Origin of the sequence: Psychrobacter sp. T6-5 (assembly GCF_052258485.2) — a bacterium.
Taxonomy (GTDB): Bacteria; Pseudomonadota; Gammaproteobacteria; order Pseudomonadales; family Moraxellaceae; genus Psychrobacter.
On record NZ_JBQQEY020000001.1, the window covers coordinates 2,217,159 to 2,238,070 of the forward strand.

The following is a 20,912-nucleotide window of genomic DNA, read 5'->3' on the forward strand; positions in this document are numbered from 1 at the left end:
TTATCGACTATAAAAATGACTATCATATTAATTTTAGGAGCGCCATTGACCCATGTATACTCATAAAAAACTACTAGCCTCTTTACTTGCGGGTAGTTCAGCATTACTTATCTCGCAAAGCGTGCTCGCAGCCCCTGTCGTATTAGAATTGGACTATGAGATTCCTGTCCAACAAAACCAAGTCGCGTTTGTACCATTCGCAGGTGACTCTGTTTTGTCCCCTATTATTTTAAATGATTTGAGTAATACAGAACTAAAAGTCACCAGCCAAAACTTACCGCAGCAGCCACGCAGCAGTAGCGAGCTGGCAGGCACACTGCCAGTATGGCAAAGCATGGGCATACCTTATTTGGTCGTCGGTAGTACACGTACCAATCGCGGCAAAATCGTCACCGACTACGAGGTCATCGATATCAAGTCTGGCCGCCTGATAGAAGGAAAGCAAAGCCTAACCGCTGACAATAACAGAGAAAGCATGCGCTACGCCGGTCACGTCATCGCAGATAAAGTCTATGAGCTGATTACGGGCATTCCAGGGGATTTCTCAGGGCGCATTGCTTATATTGAAGAAACAGGGACTGGCAAACAAAAAATCTCTCGTCTAAAAGTGATGGATGCTGATGGCGAAAATGCCAAAACCATCACTGAAGTGGCAGGGTCTATCTTCTCACCAGCATGGTCACCTGATGGCAATCGCATTGCCTACTCGGTACAACGTGAAAAATCATATCCCGTCATCTATATTCAAAACGTCAGTGGCGGCGGCGCAAGTGCGCTCACACCTTTCGCTGGTAGCAACATGAGTCCGTCGTTCTCTCCTGATGGTAGCAAGATACTATTCTCTAGTAGCTTTGAGGGCAGTGCTGATATCTATGAGATGAGTGCAAGCGGCGGTACCCCTAGACGACTCACTAATTTGCCAAGCAGTGAAGTGCAACCAAGCTACGCCCCTGATGGCAAGTCATTTGTATTTGTCAGTGACAAAACTGGCTTTAACAAACCACAAGTCTATCGTTATGAATTTGGCTCAGGACGCACAACCAAAGTATCAAATGGTGGCTATGCGACTAGCCCGCAGTTCAGTAGTGACGGAACACAAATCGCCTTTTTAAGTGGACGCTCAGCCGCTATCATGAATAGTAATGGTGCGGTAACGACCAACCTTGGCAACACGGGTATCGATGAAGCCCCAAGCTTCTCTCCCAATGGCAAGCGCGTGGTCTATGCGTCAACTCAAGGCGGCAAAGGCGTCCTAACGATTAAATCATTGAATGGTGGCGAAGCGTTCGGTAAATCAGGACAAGGCATCATCCGCTCACCCGTATGGTCATCAAGTCCAAAGTAATTTAGGCAGCTTAGGCAACTGAGTCACAACGTTAGAATTTACTCATACAAAAAAGCCTCAATCATATTCATTATGATTGAGGCTTTTTTGCGTCATAAGCTGCTAGAAGAAAAATAATAAAGCCTACTGTTAGTAAAACCTGCTCGCCATCTTATGCACTCTTCTTAGGCACTCTTCATTCGAACTCATTTTTATTTTTTACTAGTAACAAACCCGTAAACTCGTTAGTACCAAAAAAAACATTGCATTAACTTTAATTTTACCTATATCCTAAATGGGTCTGACTAATTGGTCAGGTTATTCTAATAATGGTCAACAAATATCAACTATTATCATTGGCTATTTTAAGGTCGGGAACTTACCCCTATTACTTGAATCGATAAAAAACAGGTCAAGGATTGGGTTTTAACTTTTACCTAATGATCTGTTACGTTGTCTGATGGCTACAGTTGATTGGGTGCTAAGCAGTTATTCTAGGAGGAAACCACCATGAGTGAAAACGTTGCAGCAAATACCGATTTACTGTATAGACTTCATGACCGCCCCACCCCCATCAAAGCATTCTTAGGTGCTATACAGCACGTACTTGCTGCTTTCGTTGGTATTATTACTCCCTCATTAATCATAGGTGGCACTTTAGGCCTAGGGGAACATATTCCTTATCTTCTTAGCATGTCCTTGATCGTATCTGGGGTAGCGACTTTTATTCAAACTCGAAAAGTAGGGCCAATCGGCTCTGGTCTTATGGCATTACAAGGCACCAGTTTTGGTTTTTTGGCGGCTGTATTGACCGCAGGATTTGTGGTCAAAAACCGTGGTGGTAGTCCTGAAGAGATTCTGTCTGTTATCTTTGGTGTGTCGTTTCTCGGTGCATTTGTTGAGATATTTTTGAGTCAATTTATCACCAAACTCAAATCATTTATGAGCCCTATTGTTACTGGCTGTGTGATTGTCACGATTGGTTTGTCCCTAACAAAGGTAGGTCTCACTGATTTGGCAGGTGGGTTTGGTGCTGAGGATTTTGGTAGTATTCCAAATCTACTCTTAGGTGGTGGCGTACTGGTGAGTGTGGTGCTCATTAGCATTATTAATAATAAGGTTATTCGCTCAAGTGCTATCTTTATCGGTCTGATGTTAGGCTTGCTCGCTGCCGTATTTATGGGACGTATTGATTTTTCATTGGTGTCTGAAGCGGCATTTTTTACCGTTCCCATTCCCTTCAAATATGGTTTTGGTTTTGATTGGCAGGCATTTATTCCTATTGCCTTTATGTACATCATTACCAGTATTGAGACCTCGGGTGATTTGACCGCTACCTCCATGATTTCAGGTGAGCCAATCAAAGGCCCTCTCTATGAAAAACGCATCAAGGGCGGCGTACTAGGAGATGGTGTCAACTCTCTGATTGCGGCGGTATTTAATACTTTCCCTGTGACAACCTTTAGCCAAAATAACGGCGTGATTCAAATGACAGGTATTGCCAGTCGCTATGTTGGTTTTTATGTTGGCGGTATCTTGTGCCTAATGGGTCTATTTCCTATCCTCGGTGCGATTTTCACGCAGCTGCCCAAGCCTGTCGTAGGCGGGGTCACGCTACTGATGTTTGCCACTGTCGCAACTGCGGGAATTCGTATACTATCCACCGTAGATTTTACCCATCGTAATGTCTTGATTATCGCCACATCCTTAGGATTAGCAACGGGTATTGCATTCGTTCCTGACGTACTCTCACAAACACCGCAGTTTTTCCAAAACATCTTTGGCTCAGCGGTGACGATGTCCGGTATTGTGGCAATCACGCTTGATATGATCCTACCAAAAAACTACGGTGTGGAATTTGATACTGCGGAACAACATGCCGAAGATGGCTTAAAACCAGCGCAAAAAGTGGCATAAATTTAAATATTTAGCCCTGTCTAAAAGTAAAACGAGGTGCCATAAAATCTGTTTATGCACCTCGTCCGCTATAATCGCTTAATCGCCATTACTTGACTATGTATAGTCATTCAAGTCCACAGCCTCGTAAAATAAAAGGTACTAAAAAATCTGCTGCGCGTGCTTCATCTTCTGCATCATAAGCTGTTTTGTCCATCAGGCCGACAATTTCAATCTCAAATTCAGCATAACGCTGGGTCGTCGCCCATATCAAAATTAGTAGTTGCAAGGGATCTGTAATTCCAATCTTGCCTTGCTTATGCCACTCTTTCATGACTTGCGCTTTATCATTTACCCAATCTTTCATCGTTGTGGACATAAATTCGTGCAAGTGAGGCGCACCGCCGATGACTTCAATGGCAAACAACTTATGACGACTAGGATTGACAAAAGCTTGATGCAACTTAGTACGGACAAACTTTTCAATGACGGTTTTTGGATCGCTGTCCACTGTCATCGTCACCAAGCCGTCATTCCATTCTTCAATAATTGAACGTAGCACAGCCATATATAGGTTTTTTTTGTTTTTAAAATAATAGTGAACATTAGCTTTAGGCAGTCTTGCTCGATCAGCAATCCCTTGCATCGTAGCGCCGCGATAGCTTTGGAGCACAAACTCCTCTTCAGCCGCTGCCAGTATTAGAGCTTGATTGTGCGCGCGCGTAACTTGTTGACTACGATGCGATGGCGCGTCAGTAGTCAGGACATTTTCTTTCTGATTATCTTGAGTCATAACAATGGTATCTCACTCCAAGTGGCTGGTTCGACAAAATAGTCGCTATATTTTTGAATGTTTTTATATATCAATGCACAAATTTTCGCATTATTAACCACTGAATAAAAATATTTCTTATAAAACAGTTGACCAATTAGTCAGGTTTTAGCAGAATGGTAGTTATAAATCAAACATATTACGACCAAAACTATACTGCCATGTCATTTTTGCGGCTAAATTATCAGTATTTCCTCAAAAAATACGTTCTGTATCGTTAATTTATCATGATTGGATAGATAGCAACTTAAATATGGCCTGTGGACTTGCCTAGCTAAAAATGCAAACGTCGAAAAACTAAAAAATGAACCATAAAAATATCGATTAATATCGCTAAGTTTAAGCAAAAAACCACCATGTATAAACCTTTATTAAACAATAGTTATCCAGTACACATAATGGACTGTCATATCACAAAAAAAGGATATCACCATGAGCTTAACCTTAGCGCAATTTAATGATTTGTCTCAGGAAGTAGCCGTTGCCCAGCTTTTAATCTGCTGTACCAGTAGCGTTTGGGCAAATAAGCTTGCCGCTGACCGCCCTTTTTCAGATGTTGATGCGCTCCTAGCGAGTAGTGATGCTATTTGGCATGATGTGCAAACCGATGAGGTCAATCTATTAGAAGCGTTTGATGGACATCCGCAAATCGGTAATGTGGCTTCTTTAAAAAAGAAATATCGCAACACGCAAAGTAGCGCCGCCCATGAGCAGTCTGGCGCTAACGATGCTGCAGATGAAGTGCTCGAAGCCCTCGCCAAAGGCAATCAAGACTATCTAAACAAATTTGGTTTTATTTTTATTGTCTTTGCGACCGGTAAAAGTGCACAGCAAATGCTTGATCTATTACTCGCCCGGCTGCCAAATGATCGTGACACAGAGCTGACCAATGCCGCTGCGGAACAAAATAAAATCACACGTTTGCGTTTAAGCAAACTATTAGGCAATGCTTCGTCTATTTAAACCAGTTGTTAATTAGCTGTTTGATAGCTAGTCAACAGTACACCGTATTATCAGTGCTCATACAACACCCTAATTATAAGCTGCGCTAGCCTTACCACCCTATTTACGTTTCTACTGAATACAAAGGAAGCATTATGTCTGCCACTCTATCATCACATATCTTAGATACTCATTTGGGCACGCCTGCCGCTGATATCGCCGTTACCTTACATCGTATACAAGACAACGGTGTCGCTACACTACTAGCGCATGGGACGACCAATAGCGATGGCCGCGTGACACCAGATGCTTGGCAGTTTGATGCAGCCATTGATGACAATGAAGGCAAGCTCGCTATCGGGCGCTATACAGTGACGTTCGATACTCAGTCTTATTTTGATGCCCAGCAGCTGACAGCATTTTACCCGCAAGTGGTTATCGACTTTGTGATAAAAGACGCAAGCCACTATCACGTGCCATTACTTCTGAGTGCGCATGGCTATAGTACCTATCGCGGATCATAACTGAACCTTATTATCAAAAAAATGTGAGCAATCGTCGTTATCCGCTCACAAATATTTTATTAAGACACTGTCATATTAAAGGACACTTACCACATGGGCGCCTACCTTCTCGAATGGTTGAGTTTATTTTTTCGCTGGTTTCATGTTATCGCAGGGGTGGCATGGATTGGTGCATCGTTTTATTTTGTGTGGCTGGATTTGAGCCTACGCAAACCGCCACAGTGGAAAGCAGACAAAGGTATCTCAGGTGATCTGTGGGCCGTTCATGGCGGCGGGTTTTATGAGATTGCCAAATACAAACTCGAACCAGAGGAAATGCCAAAGACACTACATTGGTTTAAATGGGAAGCGTATACCACGTGGCTGACGGGTGCGGCGATGATGTCGATTGTCTATTATGCCAATGCAACTGCCTACCTGATTGATCCAAGCAAAGTGCCTTTTACCAGTATCGGTGCCATTGCGACAAGCTTGCTGTTTTTATTTGGTAGTTACTTTATTTACGAAGTCATTGTGCGCAGTCATTTGGGTAAAAATGCCTTTATCTTTAGTACTCTGATTTTTATTTTACTGGTCATCGCAAGCTGGGGCTCTTATCAACTGTTTAGTGATCGCGCCTCATTCATTCATATCGGTGCTATCTTGGGTACGGTGATGGTGGGTAACGTATTCTTCGGTATCATGCCAGCGCAGCGAGCGCTCGTAGACTGTGTGCGGCGCGGTGAAAAACCGGGCAAAGAAGTCGCTGAATTGGCACTGCAAGCCAAAAACCGCTCACTGATGAATAACTACTTTACCCTACCGCTCATCTTTACCATGATTAGCAACCATTATCCGATGATGTATGCCCATGAAAAAGGTTGGTTGGTATTGGTCTTCGTTGGCGTGATCACTGCAACGGCACGTCATTATTTTAATCAAAAACATTTAGGTCATAAAAAACCACGCTACTTAGTTATTCCAGCCATATTGACAGTATTGTTGATTATTTGGATGCGACCTGAACCGATTGATCCAGCGCCTGCAATGCCTGCTACCGCCACAATAGCACCTACGACAACTAATAGCGCCCCAACAGCTACAAGCGCGACTACTAACACAAACACTGATAACGTTAATAATAACAGTGTTAGCAATGATGCAGCTACTGCTGAAGCGGTGCCAGTGAGCGCCTCAGCAGATGACGCTATGATGGATGTCGTGCATACACGCTGTAGCACCTGTCATGCGGTACAACCAACACAGCAAGGGTTTGCCGCGCCGCCAGCAGGTATCATCTTGCAAACACCAGAAGATCTAAAAATACATAAAGCAAAAATCATTACTGCGGTACAAACTGGCTATATGCCACTTGGTAATATCACTCAGTTAACAGATACAGAACGTCAGCAGCTTGTAGCGTACGCATCATCCCTGTAGTTTGTTATCAATAGAAAACTTTCCTTGGCGAGCAATATTCAATTAAATATTTAAGGCTCTACGAGATATAGGAACATAAACAATGAGCAAAAAAATCATCAGTGATTTTGATCAAAATACATACCCACGCGACCTAAAAGGCTACGGTGGCAAGCCACCAAAAGCCAACTGGCCGGGCGGTGCAAAAATCGCTGTACAGTTTGTCTTGAATATCGAAGAAGGGGCAGAAAATAGCGTCATCCACGGCGATGGACAGTCCGAGCGCTTTTTGTCGGATATCTTGGGTACGCCAGAATTTAATAATCGTCACCAGTCTATCGAGTCAGCATTTGAATACGGGAGCCGTGTCGGCGTATGGCGTGTGTTAGATACTTTTAAAGAGTACGGTGTGCCCATCACCACGTTTACCTGTGCCGCCGCTGCCGAAAAAACACCACATATTATCGAGCGCGTATTAGAAGACGGTCATGAGATTGCCAGTCACGGCCTGCGCTGGATTACTTATCAAAACATGTATCGCGAGACTGAACGTGAGCACATTCGCCGTGCAACCAACATATTTGAGCGCATGCTGGGCAAACAGCCGCTCGGTTGGTACACGGGACGCGATAGCCCAAACACGCGCGAGCTGGTCGTCGAACAAGGTGGCTATCACTATGATTCCGACTCATACGGCGATGAGCTGCCCTACTGGCTCAATGTTAAAGCCCAAGATGGCAATACAATCATACGCAAACCGCATTTGGTCATCCCTTATAGTTTAGAGACCAACGATATGCGTTTTTCTTCTAGCCCAGGGTTTACTCACGCCGAGCCGTTTTATCAATACCTCAAAGACAGCTTTGATACCCTGTACGAAGAAGGCGAGCACACCCCCAAAATGCTGACGATAGGTTTGCATTGCCGCATTATCGGACGGGCAGGACGTATCAAAGCGTTGAAGCAATTTTTGCACTATATCACTAGTAAGCCTGACGTTTGGATATGTCGCCGTGATGAGATCGCCAAGCACTGGTATGACAATCATCCAGCAACGCCAGACAATACAGCCAACTGGATGTAGCTTTTGCCACTACCACGGCTGTCGAATACGCTTTAGTGTGTCGAATAAATAAAACAAGCGGCACACGATCAATCAAACCTAATAGTAAATAAAGGAACCATGATGAGTCAAAATATTTCAGAAGTGGGACAAATTATTTCAGCAAACAACCTACCTGAGAGCCTGCCAGCTTTTACTAAAAAATCAAACGTGGCTGACAGTCGTTTGGGTGCAAAAGCGCTATTTGCGACCGATGACTTTTTTGCAGATAAAAGCCGCATTTTAAACCCTGATGCGCCTATCTTTGTGGTCGGCAAATTCGACGACAACGGTAAATGGATGGACGGCTGGGAGACACGCCGCAAGCGTCATTTGGGATATGATTATTTAATCATCCAACTCGCCCGCCCAACCAAAATCGCGGGGCTTGATATCGATACCAGTCACTTTACCGGTAACTTCCCCTCTTCTGCCAGTGTCGATGCCTTATACGCGCCAGAGCTGTTGCAGCAGACTGATACTGAACTTACCAGTCTAAGCAAAGAAGACTGGAACAGTAAAAACTGGCAGGCGCTTGTCGATATGACCCCACTACAGGGCAATCACCATGAGTTTGTTGAAATTGATAACAAGCAAACGATCACCCATATTCGTTTGAATATCTATCCAGATGGCGGCGTGGCTCGACTGCGTGTCTATGGTGATATCCAGCTCGATGCCAGCCTGAGTAAACAAGGCGAGACGATTGACTTGGCAGGTGCGTTAAATGGCGGTCGTGCGATTGCCAGTAATGATGCACACTTCGGGGCGGCAAGCAATTTACTGTTACCGACCAAAGCGCCTAATATGGGTGATGGCTGGGAGACGCGTCGTCGCCGTGAGCCCGGTAATGACTGGTGTATTATTGCCTTAGGTCAAGCAGGTATTGTCGATTCTATCGAAATCGATACCGCTCATTTTAAAGGCAACTACCCTGATAAAGTCTCCATTCAAGCCGTCTATTCACCAAATACCCCAGAGCAAACCTTGGTCACTCAAAGTATGTTTTGGGACACGTTGCTTGAGCCGCAAAAAACCAATGCGGATGATGTCCATACCTTCGGTAACGACAAGCTCCAGATAGACCAGCCTATCACCCATATCCGAGTCAATATCTTCCCTGATGGTGGTATCAGCCGCGTGCGCGTGTTTGGCAAAGTAGCAGATCAGGCGGGTACTACTGCTGATGCAGAGGTCAAATAATGAGTGTCATCCTAACGGCTCAGCCTTTGACCAAAGCCGACTTTGCCCCTTACGGCTCGGTTATCGAGCGCTATAGTGAGGAGGAGCAAACCGCTGACAACACTTACGAGATCAATAATGGTTATGCGGTTCGCCATCATGCGCTTGCTGAGAGTCAGCTTAAGGGTGGTACTGTTGGCATGAGTATCTTTCAAGCCAAAAAACGCGAGAACCCTATCGCCCTCTCCGTCATGGAATATCATCCATTTGGCACGCAAGCATTTGTGTCGATGGAGGGTCAGGATTATGTCATCGTCGTTGCCAAAGCGGGCACGCCGCCGCAGTCGGCAGATGATCTGGTCGTGTTCTATGCCAAGTCGCATCAAGGCGTACAGTACGATGCTAATGTCTGGCATCACCCTCTACTCGCTCTTGGGCGTGACAGTGATTTTTTGGTGATTGATCGTATCAATGGCGAAGGTAACAACTGTCATGAGATAGATATTACGGACTGGGGTGTGCTTGTTGAGCTAGAAGACGTCAGTTAGAAAATAAACACCGACAAGTTATCTCATAAGCACAGACAAAAAAGTACAGAACAAAAGAAACAGATCAAACCGATAAAAGCCCCGTTTATGATATATAAATGGGGCTTTTTTGTGACTCATGTTTTTCGCTAGTTTATCAGGCTGTAGATTTTCGATAGCGGCTCTGACCGGCAATTATCGTCTCCTCAATCACTCTATCATCACCCAGCATCATCAGCACAAATAATTGCTCTTCAAGGGTTTTGGTCTGCGCCATACGTCGCTCAAGCAGCTCGGTCGCCTTCATATCGATGACGACAAAATCGGCTTCTTTATTGGGCATAAAGTTACCAATATTATCATCCAATAGCAGCGACTGTGCATTACCTAAGGTAATCTGATATAACCCTTGGTGCGCTGACAACTGATTACTTTGTAATTGCTGTACTTTGTACGCCTCTGATAACGTCGTGAGCATAGACAAACTCGTGCCTGCTCCAACATCAGTGGCGATACTGACCCCAGTATAACTTAAGGTCTTGGGTAAATCGAACAGTCCACTACCTAAAAACAGATTGGACGTCGGACAATGTGATATCTGCGTGCCAGTCTCGCGTAGACGCTCGTATTCTGGTGTCTCAAGGTAGATACCATGCGCCAAGGTGGTACGGCGGCCCAGTAACCCCATATCATCATAGACATCGAGGTAACCTTTATGATTGGGATACAGCTCCTGTACAAAAGCCACCTCATCACGGTTTTCTGCCAGATGCGTCTGTAAATACACACTGTCATAGCTGGCATATAACTCACCTGCCAGACGTAATTGTGTAGGGCTCGACGTAATCGCAAAACGCGGCGTGATGGCCACATGCTGACGCCCGCGCTCATGCCAATTATCAATGATATTTTGAGTGTCACGGATACTTTGCTCAGCAGGCACACATAGCGGCTCAGGCGCATTTTGGTCCATCAAGACATTACCCGTGATCATACGCGTATTGAGCCTGTGGCTTTCTGTAAAAAACGCCTCGGCAGATAATGGATGACTGGTCGCAAAAACCATCGCACTGGTCGTGCCATTGGCAAGTAATTGGTTCAAAAAAAACTGCGCGGTATCATGCGCCACTTTTGGATCACCAAAATTGGCTTCCGTCACAAAGGTATAATTATTGAGCCAGTCGAGCAGTTGCTCACCATAAGCGGCGATCATATCTATCTGCGGATAGTGAACATGGGTATCGATAAAACCCGGCATGATGAGTTTGTGCCGATGGTCATGAATCTGTACCGGTTCTTGACTGTCATTAGTAGCGGTCAGCACATAATTTGCTAACATCGCCTCTCGACTGCCATAATTAATAATCAGTCCAGTCTCATCATCAATAACAAGTGCGCCGTCGGCAATATACTCAGGGTAAACACGCACGCCTGCAATTACTGGAAGCAACGTTGTATCTTTATCAACGGTCAGATTTACGAAAAAGTCAGGAATTCTAGTATCGGATAATTCAGCAGCCGTACGCTTAGCAAGGTCATCTTCGCTAATATAATGTAATAAATGAGCTTGATAAATATGTAGGGTCATTAGGTGGTCTCACATGGCTTGGTAATGCGGAGCATGTTAATAAATAATGCTGAACATTTTGATAAATAGTGCTGAGCGTTTAATAATTCGACGGAAAATAACGATGCTAAAACGGGGCTATATTGAGTATAAAAAACTCAGCGTTCAGCCTGATGATACTGCTGTAGTAGCTGTGCCACGATAGACACGGCCACCGCCATCGGCTCTTTACCACCAACTGGCAGTCCAATGGGCATGACGAGCTGATTCACTAATAACTCGCTATAACCACGCTGAATAAGCCGATCTCTGAAGCGCTTGGCTTTGGTTGCCGAGGCAATGCAGCCGATATAAGGTGCTGAGATGTCTGAGCGCTTATCATCAGCTGAGCTACTATCAGAGATAGTATCTAGTGCCGCCCGTACCAGTTCAAAGTCAACGCTATGATCATGGGTCATAACCAGAATAAAGCGCTTGCCACCCTGCTCTATAAATGGACGCACAAAATCTACAGGCTCATCATCAATCTGCGGACGAATATGCGCTGGTAATTTATAAGCTGGAGATTGGTTTGTTACTGATTGCTGTTCTGCACTTTGATGAGGCGTACATATCTGACTAGACTTATTAGTACTCAATTGATCAGCGCTAGATTTATCAGTCAAATAACGCTCAAACATCTCTGGGCGACTGTCTACCCAATCTACCTGACATGGCAATTCAACAAGGATGGTCATGAGTGCTGAGGCCACATGCCCTGCCCCAAATACCAGTACTGACATCGGCGGTGTCACATTAAAGCACTCGAACATAACAGTGACGCTACCACCGCAGCATTGGGCCAATTTCGCACCTAGCGGGTAATGCTTGGTATAAACCGCGTCTCGGCGTACTGCTTTAGAAGGAGCTGACGCGCTTGTCTCATTAGCTTCAGAAACTTTTGGTTTGACTTCTTTTGATATGGTCGCTGCTATCTCACCGTTTAGCAGTTGACGAGCAGTGGTAATCACATCGTGCTCAAGACCGCCGCCGCCCAGCGTATCTACGATACCATCCTGCGTGACGATCATCTTTGCCTGTAGTGCACGCGGGGCCGAACCATTCACAGCCACGACCGTTGCCAACACATGAGCCATGCCTTGCTGTTGATATCGTGCCAGACCTTCATACCAGATAACTGGCGGTGCCAATGACTCACTCACTGTGCGCAGGACCTCTTGCCCCTGCGACATTTGGGTGCTCTATCGCTTCTGGCTGCTCATCAGTCTGTTTGCCTGCTACCTCTTTTGGATCAATATCTTTGGCATGGCGCACATCTTGCGGCATGACTTTATCATTATAGAGATCGCCCTTTTCTTCTACACCTTCAACAAGGCTATCCATTGTATCCTTGTCCGCTTTCATCTCTAGATCCCAAGACGAACCTTCCATACGCATCACTGCTTTTAGTACAGCTTCTGGTGTTGCAGGCATGGTCAGTTCTGGATTCTTTTTATACTCACCGAGACTTGCAACCGCATTATTGATGGCGCACCAGACACTGGCTGCCAACATAAACGGCGGCTCGCCCACAGCTTTAGAATTATAGATAGTTTGTTCTTCGTTTTTGCGATCGTACAATTTGACATTCCACTGCTTAGGCAAGTCATGCGCGGTTGGGATTTTATAGTTGGCAGGGCTGTCAGATGCCAGCTTACCTTTATCATTCCAAATCAGCTCTTCTGCTGTGAGCCAACCCATTCCTTGTACAAAACCCCCTTCAATCTGGCCAATATCAATGGCAGGGTTAATCGATTGTCCTGCATCATGCAGCACATCACAGCGTAGTACTTGGTACTCACCTGTCAAGGTATCAATTTCAACCTCAGCACAGGCAGCGCCCAAGGCAAAGTAGAAGAACGGACGTCCCCATGCTTTAGAGCGATCATAAAATATCTTAGGCGTTTTATAGTAGCCAGTAGACGACAGACTGATACGGTTCTGGTACGACAGTTGAATCATTTCAGCAAAGGTTAGCGTTTCTTTATCACCGATATAGACATGGTTCTTTTCAAAACGTATGTCTTCTTGTGCCACCTCAAAATGCTCAGCTGCAAATTCAAGTATGCGAGCTTTAATGCTTAAACAAGCATTTTGAGCTGCCTTACCATTAATATCTGTTCCTGACGACGCGGCGGTTGGTGAAGTGTTAGGCACTTTATCCGTACGGGTCGCTGATACTTTGACCGTGTCCAGATCAACATCAAATTCATTGGCAACAATTTGGGCAATTTTGATATATAGCCCTTGTCCCATCTCCGTACCACCATGATTGAGATGGATACTGCCATCAGTATAAATATGTACCAATGCACCTGCCTGATTAAGCGTCTGCACCGTGAATGAAATACCGAATTTTACTGGCGTTAAAGCAAGACCCAAACGTTTATCACTGCCTTCAGCGGCAGCTTTTTGATTGGCTTCTATAATTTTCTGACGACGATTGTCATAATCGCAATCTTCTGCCAGTGTACTCATGATGGTCGCTAAATCAAAATGCTCAATAGTTTGACCGTAATGGGTGCTTTGACCATCTTGATATAAGTTTGCTAAACGCACTTGTAGCGGATCTTGACCCAAGGTATAAGCAATATGATCCATCATATATTCAGCGGTCATCAGCCCTTGTGGACCACCAAACCCTCGATAAGCAGTATTGGATACCGTATGCGTTTTGCAGCGATGACCTGCTACATGAGCAGCTGGATAATAATAGGCATTATCACAGTGGAACATCGCTCTATCGACGATAGCATCAGACAAATCTGGCGCATAGCCACATAAGCCAGCCAATTGCATATCGACGCCCAATATACGCCCAGATTCATCCAAGCCAACCTCATAACGATTGGCAAACTCATGACGTTTACCAGTCACCACCATATCGTCTTGGCGATCTAACCGCATACTGACGGGGACATTGTGACGTTTGGCAACGATACCGCACAGACACGCCCATGCAGCGGCTTGCGTTTCTTTACCACCAAAGCCACCACCCATACGGCGCACAACTGTATTGACCGCATGAAAGGGCAAATCCGTCACTTCGGCGACGAGCTGCTGTACTTCGCTTGGATGCTGTGACGACGTGTACACTTCTAGTCCGCCATCGTCACAAGGCACGACATAAGACACTTGACCTTCAAGATAAAAGTGCTCTTGCCCGCGCATATGAATATGACCTTCAATACGAATCGGTGCGTTCTCAAGCACAGTCGCCGCGTCACCACGCTTCATAAAATGACTCGGACGCACAAATAACTCTTGCTCTAACGCCTTATCAATACTAAGTACCGCTGGCAATGGCTCATATTCTACTACTGCCTTGGTGGCAGCTTTTTTGGCGGCGCGATGGCTGGTCGCCACCACTACAAATAGCGTCTGTCCGACATATTCTGTAATATCGTCCACCATCAGTGGCTCACCATCAAATACCGCACCGATATCTGTCTGCGCCGGTAAATCTTTAAAACTTAAAACATCAACGACCCCATCAGCCTCTCTGACAGCACTCAAATCCATACCTAATATACGCGCATGAGCATGACTACTTTTACCCACGGCCAAATGTAGCGTGCCTTGCGGTTTTGCAATATCATCCACATAAGTCGCCGTTCCCATTACATGGGTGATCGCACTGTCGTGTTTGGCTGACGTGCCGATCTTGTTTTTTGGCGGACGCACGCGGCGGATACTATAACTGTCAAATAAAGACGAATGATGGCTCATAGCAAATCTCTTCTATTAGTACGCATTTACTGATGCGCTTTTTTATTTCTGACAAATATACTCATGAAGCAATATTGATATTCAATCACGCTGGCACTCAAATGCTCTCAGCCTGCATATCCGCTACCAATTGTTTACCGCACTTCACCAGTAGACGCTGCACCACATGCATGCGATATTCGCGGCTGGCTCTGACATCCGTCATCGGTGTGACATCTGCAGATAACACCTGTGCCGCCTGCTCAAAACTTGCAACATCAGTAGCTTGACCAATAAGCGTTTGCTGACAGTGCACTGCAAGCAGTGGTATCGCTGCCATGCCGCCGAGCCCAAGCTTTGCATTCTCGATAATTGCACCATCTGCTGACACATCAAGCCGCGCCGCAAGCAAGCACGCTGAGATATCATCTTCGTAGCGTTTGCTAATCTTATGGATAAATAAATGCTGATGATCTTGCATCAAAGGAATATGAATAGCGACAATATAACTGCCTGCTTGCAGCTTGGTCTTTTTATAATCCAAGAAAAATGCTGATAAAGGTATGATTTCATCCGTATAAATCTCATTGCTATTATCTGATTCTTCACGATTCGGCGCGCAATGACGCAAATGAATTGACGCATCTAACGCCAAGAGAATCGGTGGCAGATCACCAATCGGGGACGCGTTGGCTATATTGCCGCCGATGGTGCCCATATTGCGAATTTGTGGAGAAGCAATACGCTCAAACACTTGCGCAAAGCGTGGAAAATATTGCTCAAGTACTGGTAGCATTTGCTGGTAACTCATACCAGCACCTAGCACTAGCGACTGACTTTTAGTTTGTTCGTCAGTAGATATGTCGCTAGTTGCGTCTGATAGCGACCAAGATTTTAGCGCCTCAATACCTGAGAGCTGAATAATGACCTCGTGATCGATTAGATGCTGGGTTACACTCAATCCCAAGTCCGTACCACCTGCCCAAATCGTTGCTTTTGGATTGGCAGCTAATACCTGATTAAGCTCGTCTAGTGTTTTAGGCATGTATAACTGTCGCCCAGCATCAGTCAATGCAGGCTTAATAGCTGTTGACTCTACATTGTCCGACTCGGCTTCAGCTGGCACATTTGCAGATACTGCTGACTTTTTTGTACGACCCATCGCGTCTGTGGCTAGACTGATAGTCAAGTCTTTCACCGCTGAATGCTCTGCCTCTCTTTTCTGACCGATATCGCTCATCAGTAGGCCCGCCTCAATAATCGGTCGATAGCCTGTACAGCGACATAGGTTGCCAGAGATCGACGCGACCACTTCATCATAGCTCAACTGCTTAGCATCACTCTGACTTGCTGCTTCTGGACTTGTCTGCATACGATTGTTTTCGTAAACACAAGCGAGCGACATCACAAACCCAGGGGTACAAAAACCGCACTGTGATCCGTGACATTCAACCAGCGCTTGCTGTGCTGGATGTAAAAGGGCACGCTCTGGATGATGCTCAGGATTGTCCGCCAAGTAGGACGCTGTCATCAGGTGATGACCATCCATCAGCGACACTAGCGTGATACAGGAGTTGATCGTATAGAAAGGAGGTATGACATTTTTTTTATCATTATGTTTGGCATCACGCATTTGACCCGCTTGTGACAGGCGCTGAACCATCACCGTACAAGCACCGCAGTCACCACTGCCGCAGCCCTCTTTAGTATCAGTCTGGCCTTCATGCAATCGTAGATACTCAAGCACTGTCGTATTGGGGTTAAGCTGGGTTAGCTCATGGTATTTTCCATTGAGATAAAAACTAATCATAGCAAGGCTCGGCTAAAATAATGAAAGTGAGTATAAGACTGAGAAGCATTAGTGGCTTGGGTACGAAAGGTAAACGCTTAATCTTTATTCTGCTGCAACCGCTCAAGTAAGTTTATCGGCAAGTACATTTATGGGTTTTTTAGTTTTTAATATCCTTGCTATTTTATTCTATGTCGCATTTGTAGCATGTCGATAAGTAGGATGTCGCACACTCTTTTATAGCAAATAAATCGACCATAAGTAGCAGTAATTGTCAGGAGCTTTTGCCAAAAATTAGCACTAGAATATACCTGACTATTTGGTCAGCTTTCAACATATTATCACTATTCTTATTTATAACACAACCCTTTCAAATATCTGTCGATACTGCCAAATAATTGAACCTCAAGCCGCTATCTGATAACCGCTATCAATCCTAACAGCAGAGATAATTTATAAGACTCGTCATGTTAGTCATTGATATAGCTAATGCAAACGCACAGTAGACAAGTTACGTCATGATTGAATAAATAATCTCTTTAAAAACAAAGATAAGCACATGCACCGCTTTTAAATTTATATAGCCGACCTGTTTTTATATATAATACCTAAAAATAAACCTTACTTTTGACTGTCATCGCTTCTGACGATAGACAGACAAGATATATTATTGGGTAATATATCGTCTCTGAGATACTATTATGAAGTCACCTACCTCTATTTGTCTGCTGATAGCGACGCTGATGCTAACCGGTTGCCAATACTTCCAATTTGTTGACAACCCTATTCCTGTTAAGCCTGTACCGACTAATCTGGTTACTCCATAAACTGGTCACGCCATAACATTGACATAAAAAAAGCAGACATCAATAGTGTCTGCTTTTTTACTGGATTAGCCTGTCACCTACTGTGTTATCTAGTGCTTACTATCCGCTGGCTGATGCTTAATGATGGTTTTAGCCAAATGATCACCAAACCAAATAGCGGTATCAATATCTCCTTTCCCTGGCGTTTCTTCAGGTGGTCCGTCAAGAGATTGCGTCATCAAACCCAAAAAGCTAGATAGACGGTTCAAGTCGTGCGCCTCATGACCTGTCGGCATGAGTGGCAGACCAATCCAATTCATGCCATGCTGCATGGCATATAAAGAAATCTGCTGCAACACGGCAAGCTTATCACCGCTTAGGCCGCCAGAATTGGCAAAAGCCGCGGCCCATTTGCCTTCCCACGTGCGGTTGTACCAACGCTTTGAGGTTTCATCCATAAAGGTTTTGAATTCAGCAGTCACGCTGCCCATATATACCGCGCTACCAAAAACCAATAGATCTGCCTGATCTAAATAATCCCAATCAATATCATAAATATCGACAGCTTTTGCTTGCGCCTCTGGTAACTGCTGATGCGCGCCTTGTACAATTGCTTCAGCGACACGCTTGGTATGACCATAATTGCTATGAAAAATAACGGCGATCGATACGTTAGGCGTACTATTAGGAGATGTTTTTGAGGATTCGCTAGTTGTATTCATACAGACTCTAATAATGACAATAATGGTTAAATAAAAATAATATAGTGTACGAGTGCAAAACGACTCAGCGCACTCAATAGGTTTGTTAGTTGTGAGCTGACATCTACGTAGCGGCGCGGCGCACAATCACAAGCGCCATACGTCCCGTTGCAGGCTGCTGCATATGCGTTTGACGACGATAAGAATAGTAATGCCGATCTGCATAGCTACAGCTGATAGGTTCTTTACTATCTATCGACACGCCAGCGGCTGTTAATTGATCAGCAGCCAGTTTTGGTAAGTTTAGCTTAATTTTATCCGTGTGTACTGTAGCGCAATTCGATAGTTTATCAACTGTCTTATGTAAATGCTGAGTATCGCTATGATTTTCAAGAGCACTATCTGAGCGCATTACATATAGACTGTCAAAATTATCACTATCTGACGCAGTCAATAAGTGATTGTCTAAGCAGCCAGTCAGTAATTGGTCACGGACTTGATGACCAACTTCATAATTGGCCTGACTAATGCAAACCCCTATCCAAGCTTGTACGGGCCCTGAATCGGTAAAGCGCTCAACAGTCTCTCGAATCACGCCGCACGCCAATCCTTGCCAGCCTGCATGAATGGCAGCGATTTTACCGCTGGCGGGCTGGTATAAAACAATCGGCACACAATCTGCCGTCATGATCGCCAGTCCACGACCACTTTGCTTGCTAATTATGGCGTCAGCCGCCATCGGTGCCATGCTCAAAGGCGTCGTATCAATATCATGGATCTGTTTACCATGAACCTGACTCACCCAATGTAAGCTGTGAATAGCAGTATGTTGCTCAGTTTGTGATGACTCATTTGCCATCTGTGTATTAATCGCAGCCAACAGACTCATACGATTATCTAATACCTTTGCCGCGTCATCGTTGACATGCAGGCCTAGATTTAGCGCGCCATAATTTGCTTGATGGGTTGCTTGACTGTCAAGCTCTCTTTTCTGGCTTGCGGCAGCAGGTTCGTCAGTATTATTCAGCGCAAAAGCAGCGGTTTGGAAAACAGCCACGTCATCCATTTGCGCGAGCATGGTCATTGGAAAATTATTTGTTATCGCAAATTCGTTTGTCACGACTGCCCCATCCTTTTATCTACTGACTGTCTAAAAATTAGCATCACTAAATCACTACTATAAACTTGGCAATTGCCGTAAACACCTTTAGACAGCCGCTTTTCTCAATAGCGTTTACTCGTCATCATAACCGTCGCTTAATACGGCTATTAGCTTTTGCATGTCTTCTGGCAGTGGCGTCGTCACTTCCATATCCTCACCAGTCGTTGGATGCACAAACCCAAGGGTATAAGCATGCAATGCTTGGCGAGGGAAATTATTGATGGCTTGACGCTGTGCTTCTGTCAATCCTGCACGCAGTTGACGACGACCACCGTAGATGCGATCCCCTACGAGCGGATAGGTCACATGGCTCAAATGCACGCGAATCTGGTGCGTACGACCCGTCTCAAGCCCGACATCTAACAGACAGTAGTTGTCATTCAGCGGCGTGACATTTAATAGATGGGTTACCGCTTCACGGCCGGCAGTCATAACTGTCATTTTGGTACGCTGAGTACGATGTCGCCCAATCGGCGCATCAATACGGCGATGACGCAGCAAGCTTGCTTGATCGCCTGCTACCACACACTGATAATGACGATAAACAGATTTGTCTTTTAGCTGCTCCATCAACGCCATCTGAGCCGGCTTGGTTTTACCAATGAGCAGTAACCCAGAGGTGTCTTTGTCAATACGGTGTACCAGACCTGCACGCGGCAAGTGATGCTGCTGCGGATAATGGTATAGCAAGGCATTGACCAAAGTGCCTGTTTGGTTGCCAGCGCCCGGATGAACCACCATACCGACAGGCTTGTTGATCACTAATACGTCATCATCTTCATAGACCACATCAATATCTATATTTTCTGGCTGGTCTTCACTATGCTGCTGCAACGTTGTCGATAGATGTAGCACATCATCTGCTTTGACACGGACTTTTGGTTTTTGCACGCTGCCGTTATAGAGTAAGCTACCGTCCGTGATCCAACCCTGTAATTGCACGCGTGAAAAGTCTGCAAACACCTGTGAAGCGACTTTATCGATGCGTAGGCCAGACTGATCTTCTGTAACGACATGCGTCATATCGACCACTACTGGCACTGCTTGGCCAGCTACTGGCGCTTCATCGTCGTCGCCTTCATCCATATCGCCATCGTCAAGTTCTTCATCAATATCGTTATCTGCTTCGAGCAAGTCGTCGTTATCAAGAGCATCAGTGTGCTCGTCCATTATTTCCTGCTCATCCATCATTTCTTGATTGTCAGGCTCGTCATTATTTAAAACGTTATTTGGCATTGGTGACTCTTGTGCTGATGAATCAGTCTCTAGCGATTGATTCGGTGATAAATGGGTAGTCATGGCATCATTATTCATAGCGGATTGATACCTAGCAAAGTTTCTAACTATATAAAGTTACTAATTATATTTTGTCAGGTGACTTCAAAGATAAAATGATAAAAAATTGTCGTTTTT

The 20,912-nt window shown here is 45.0% G+C and carries 17 protein-coding genes; 9 read left to right on the forward strand and 8 right to left on the reverse strand.

Features of this window, described 5'->3' with window-relative positions:
- The first annotated feature begins 52 nt into the window (after positions 1 to 52).
- Positions 53 to 1,345, forward strand: a complete 1,293-nt coding sequence (locus ACTXGK_RS24140; protein ID WP_443515299.1) for a beta-propeller domain-containing protein — start codon at positions 53 to 55, stop codon at positions 1,343 to 1,345.
- A gap of 489 nt (positions 1,346 to 1,834) precedes the next feature.
- Positions 1,835 to 3,241 (forward strand): nucleobase:cation symporter-2 family protein, encoded by a 1,407-nt coding sequence (locus tag ACTXGK_RS24145; RefSeq protein WP_443515297.1) that lies wholly within the window; start codon positions 1,835 to 1,837, stop codon positions 3,239 to 3,241.
- A 106-nt stretch (positions 3,242 to 3,347) separates the two neighbouring features.
- On the opposite strand, the gene ACTXGK_RS24150 is transcribed toward ACTXGK_RS24145, so the two are convergent.
- Positions 3,348 to 4,013, reverse strand: coding sequence for a TetR/AcrR family transcriptional regulator (locus ACTXGK_RS24150; protein WP_443515295.1), 666 nt, complete (start codon positions 4,011 to 4,013; stop codon positions 3,348 to 3,350).
- Between the two features lie 471 nt (positions 4,014 to 4,484).
- Between ACTXGK_RS24150 and uraD the strand changes: the two genes are divergently transcribed.
- The 6 genes from uraD (at position 4,485) to ACTXGK_RS24180 (ending at position 9,748) form a co-directional block, all read left to right on the forward strand.
- Positions 4,485 to 5,015 carry a 2-oxo-4-hydroxy-4-carboxy-5-ureidoimidazoline decarboxylase gene (uraD, locus tag ACTXGK_RS24155; RefSeq protein WP_443515293.1) on the forward strand — a complete coding sequence of 177 codons (531 nt, stop codon included), beginning with the start codon at positions 4,485 to 4,487 and terminating at the stop codon, positions 5,013 to 5,015.
- Positions 5,016 to 5,149: 134 nt separating this feature from the next.
- Positions 5,150 to 5,518 (forward strand): hydroxyisourate hydrolase, encoded by a 369-nt coding sequence (uraH, locus tag ACTXGK_RS24160; RefSeq protein ID WP_443515291.1) that lies wholly within the window; start codon positions 5,150 to 5,152, stop codon positions 5,516 to 5,518.
- A 93-nt stretch (positions 5,519 to 5,611) separates the two neighbouring features.
- The gene (locus ACTXGK_RS24165; RefSeq protein ID WP_443515289.1) at positions 5,612 to 6,937 is read left to right on the forward strand and encodes a urate hydroxylase PuuD; all 1,326 of its coding nucleotides are present in this window, start codon (positions 5,612 to 5,614) and stop codon (positions 6,935 to 6,937) included.
- Positions 6,938 to 7,019: 82 nt separating this feature from the next.
- Positions 7,020 to 8,000, forward strand: a complete 981-nt coding sequence (gene puuE / locus ACTXGK_RS24170; RefSeq protein ID WP_443515288.1) for an allantoinase PuuE — start codon at positions 7,020 to 7,022, stop codon at positions 7,998 to 8,000.
- Positions 8,001 to 8,102: 102 nt separating this feature from the next.
- Entirely contained in the window at positions 8,103 to 9,221 is a 1,119-nt protein-coding gene (alc, locus tag ACTXGK_RS24175) for an allantoicase (protein WP_443515286.1), read from the forward strand.
- Positions 9,221 to 9,748: an ureidoglycolate lyase gene (locus tag ACTXGK_RS24180; protein WP_443515284.1), complete on the forward strand. Its 528-nt coding sequence runs from the start codon at positions 9,221 to 9,223 to the stop codon at positions 9,746 to 9,748. Before alc ends, ACTXGK_RS24180 begins: the two co-directional genes overlap by 1 nt.
- Before the next feature lie 136 nt (positions 9,749 to 9,884).
- Here ACTXGK_RS24180 and guaD read toward each other — a convergent pair whose 3' ends face one another.
- The 4 genes from guaD to ACTXGK_RS24200 all read right to left on the reverse strand — a co-directional run bounded on the left by guaD (position 9,885) and on the right by ACTXGK_RS24200 (position 16,851).
- Positions 9,885 to 11,315, reverse strand: a complete 1,431-nt coding sequence (gene guaD, locus ACTXGK_RS24185) for a guanine deaminase (RefSeq protein WP_443515282.1) — start codon at positions 11,313 to 11,315, stop codon at positions 9,885 to 9,887.
- 137 nt (positions 11,316 to 11,452) lie between these two features.
- The gene (locus ACTXGK_RS24190) at positions 11,453 to 12,496 is read right to left on the reverse strand and encodes an XdhC family protein (RefSeq protein WP_443515280.1); all 1,044 of its coding nucleotides are present in this window, start codon (positions 12,494 to 12,496) and stop codon (positions 11,453 to 11,455) included.
- The gene (gene xdhB / locus ACTXGK_RS24195) at positions 12,489 to 15,062 is read right to left on the reverse strand and encodes a xanthine dehydrogenase molybdopterin binding subunit (RefSeq protein WP_443515279.1); all 2,574 of its coding nucleotides are present in this window, start codon (positions 15,060 to 15,062) and stop codon (positions 12,489 to 12,491) included. The genes ACTXGK_RS24190 and xdhB overlap by 8 nt, the downstream gene beginning before the upstream one ends.
- A 97-nt stretch (positions 15,063 to 15,159) precedes the next feature.
- A complete protein-coding gene (locus ACTXGK_RS24200) occupies positions 15,160 to 16,851 on the reverse strand; it encodes a xanthine dehydrogenase small subunit (RefSeq protein WP_443515277.1) in 1,692 nt (563 codons plus the stop codon).
- Positions 16,852 to 17,531: 680 nt separating this feature from the next.
- Here ACTXGK_RS24200 and ACTXGK_RS24205 point away from each other — a divergent pair.
- Positions 17,532 to 17,657, forward strand: coding sequence for a hypothetical protein (locus tag ACTXGK_RS24205; RefSeq protein WP_443515276.1), 126 nt, complete (start codon positions 17,532 to 17,534; stop codon positions 17,655 to 17,657).
- Positions 17,658 to 17,746: 89 nt separating this feature from the next.
- Here ACTXGK_RS24205 and ACTXGK_RS24210 read toward each other — a convergent pair whose 3' ends face one another.
- The 3 genes from ACTXGK_RS24210 to ACTXGK_RS24220 all read right to left on the reverse strand — a co-directional run bounded on the left by ACTXGK_RS24210 (position 17,747) and on the right by ACTXGK_RS24220 (position 20,813).
- Positions 17,747 to 18,358: a flavodoxin family protein gene (locus ACTXGK_RS24210; protein ID WP_443515274.1), complete on the reverse strand. Its 612-nt coding sequence runs from the start codon at positions 18,356 to 18,358 to the stop codon at positions 17,747 to 17,749.
- Positions 18,359 to 18,461: 103 nt separating this feature from the next.
- Positions 18,462 to 19,457: a purine nucleoside phosphorylase YfiH/LACC1 family protein gene (locus ACTXGK_RS24215; RefSeq protein WP_443515272.1), complete on the reverse strand. Its 996-nt coding sequence runs from the start codon at positions 19,455 to 19,457 to the stop codon at positions 18,462 to 18,464.
- Positions 19,458 to 19,571: 114 nt separating this feature from the next.
- Complete coding sequence (locus tag ACTXGK_RS24220; protein ID WP_443515271.1) at positions 19,572 to 20,813, reverse strand: RluA family pseudouridine synthase; 1,242 nt, start codon at positions 20,811 to 20,813, stop codon at positions 19,572 to 19,574.
- Positions 20,814 to 20,912: the final 99 nt, after the last annotated feature.

Coding starts and splice junctions, on each gene's coding strand:
- puuE (WP_443515288.1), top strand. CDS start 7,020: ATGAGCAAAAAAATCATCAGTGATTTTGATCAAAATACATACCCACGC.
- ACTXGK_RS24220 (WP_443515271.1), bottom strand. CDS start 20,813: ATGAATAATGATGCCATGACTACCCATTTATCACCGAATCAATCGCTA.
- uraD (WP_443515293.1), top strand. CDS start 4,485: ATGAGCTTAACCTTAGCGCAATTTAATGATTTGTCTCAGGAAGTAGCC.
- ACTXGK_RS24165 (WP_443515289.1), top strand. CDS start 5,612: ATGGGCGCCTACCTTCTCGAATGGTTGAGTTTATTTTTTCGCTGGTTT.
- ACTXGK_RS24145 (WP_443515297.1), top strand. CDS start 1,835: ATGAGTGAAAACGTTGCAGCAAATACCGATTTACTGTATAGACTTCAT.
- guaD (WP_443515282.1), bottom strand. CDS start 11,315: ATGACCCTACATATTTATCAAGCTCATTTATTACATTATATTAGCGAA.
- ACTXGK_RS24150 (WP_443515295.1), bottom strand. CDS start 4,013: ATGACTCAAGATAATCAGAAAGAAAATGTCCTGACTACTGACGCGCCA.
- ACTXGK_RS24180 (WP_443515284.1), top strand. CDS start 9,221: ATGAGTGTCATCCTAACGGCTCAGCCTTTGACCAAAGCCGACTTTGCC.
- ACTXGK_RS24210 (WP_443515274.1), bottom strand. CDS start 18,358: ATGAATACAACTAGCGAATCCTCAAAAACATCTCCTAATAGTACGCCT.
- alc (WP_443515286.1), top strand. CDS start 8,103: ATGAGTCAAAATATTTCAGAAGTGGGACAAATTATTTCAGCAAACAAC.
- xdhB (WP_443515279.1), bottom strand. CDS start 15,062: ATGAGCCATCATTCGTCTTTATTTGACAGTTATAGTATCCGCCGCGTG.
- ACTXGK_RS24205 (WP_443515276.1), top strand. CDS start 17,532: ATGAAGTCACCTACCTCTATTTGTCTGCTGATAGCGACGCTGATGCTA.
- ACTXGK_RS24140 (WP_443515299.1), top strand. CDS start 53: ATGTATACTCATAAAAAACTACTAGCCTCTTTACTTGCGGGTAGTTCA.
- ACTXGK_RS24200 (WP_443515277.1), bottom strand. CDS start 16,851: ATGATTAGTTTTTATCTCAATGGAAAATACCATGAGCTAACCCAGCTT.
- uraH (WP_443515291.1), top strand. CDS start 5,150: ATGTCTGCCACTCTATCATCACATATCTTAGATACTCATTTGGGCACG.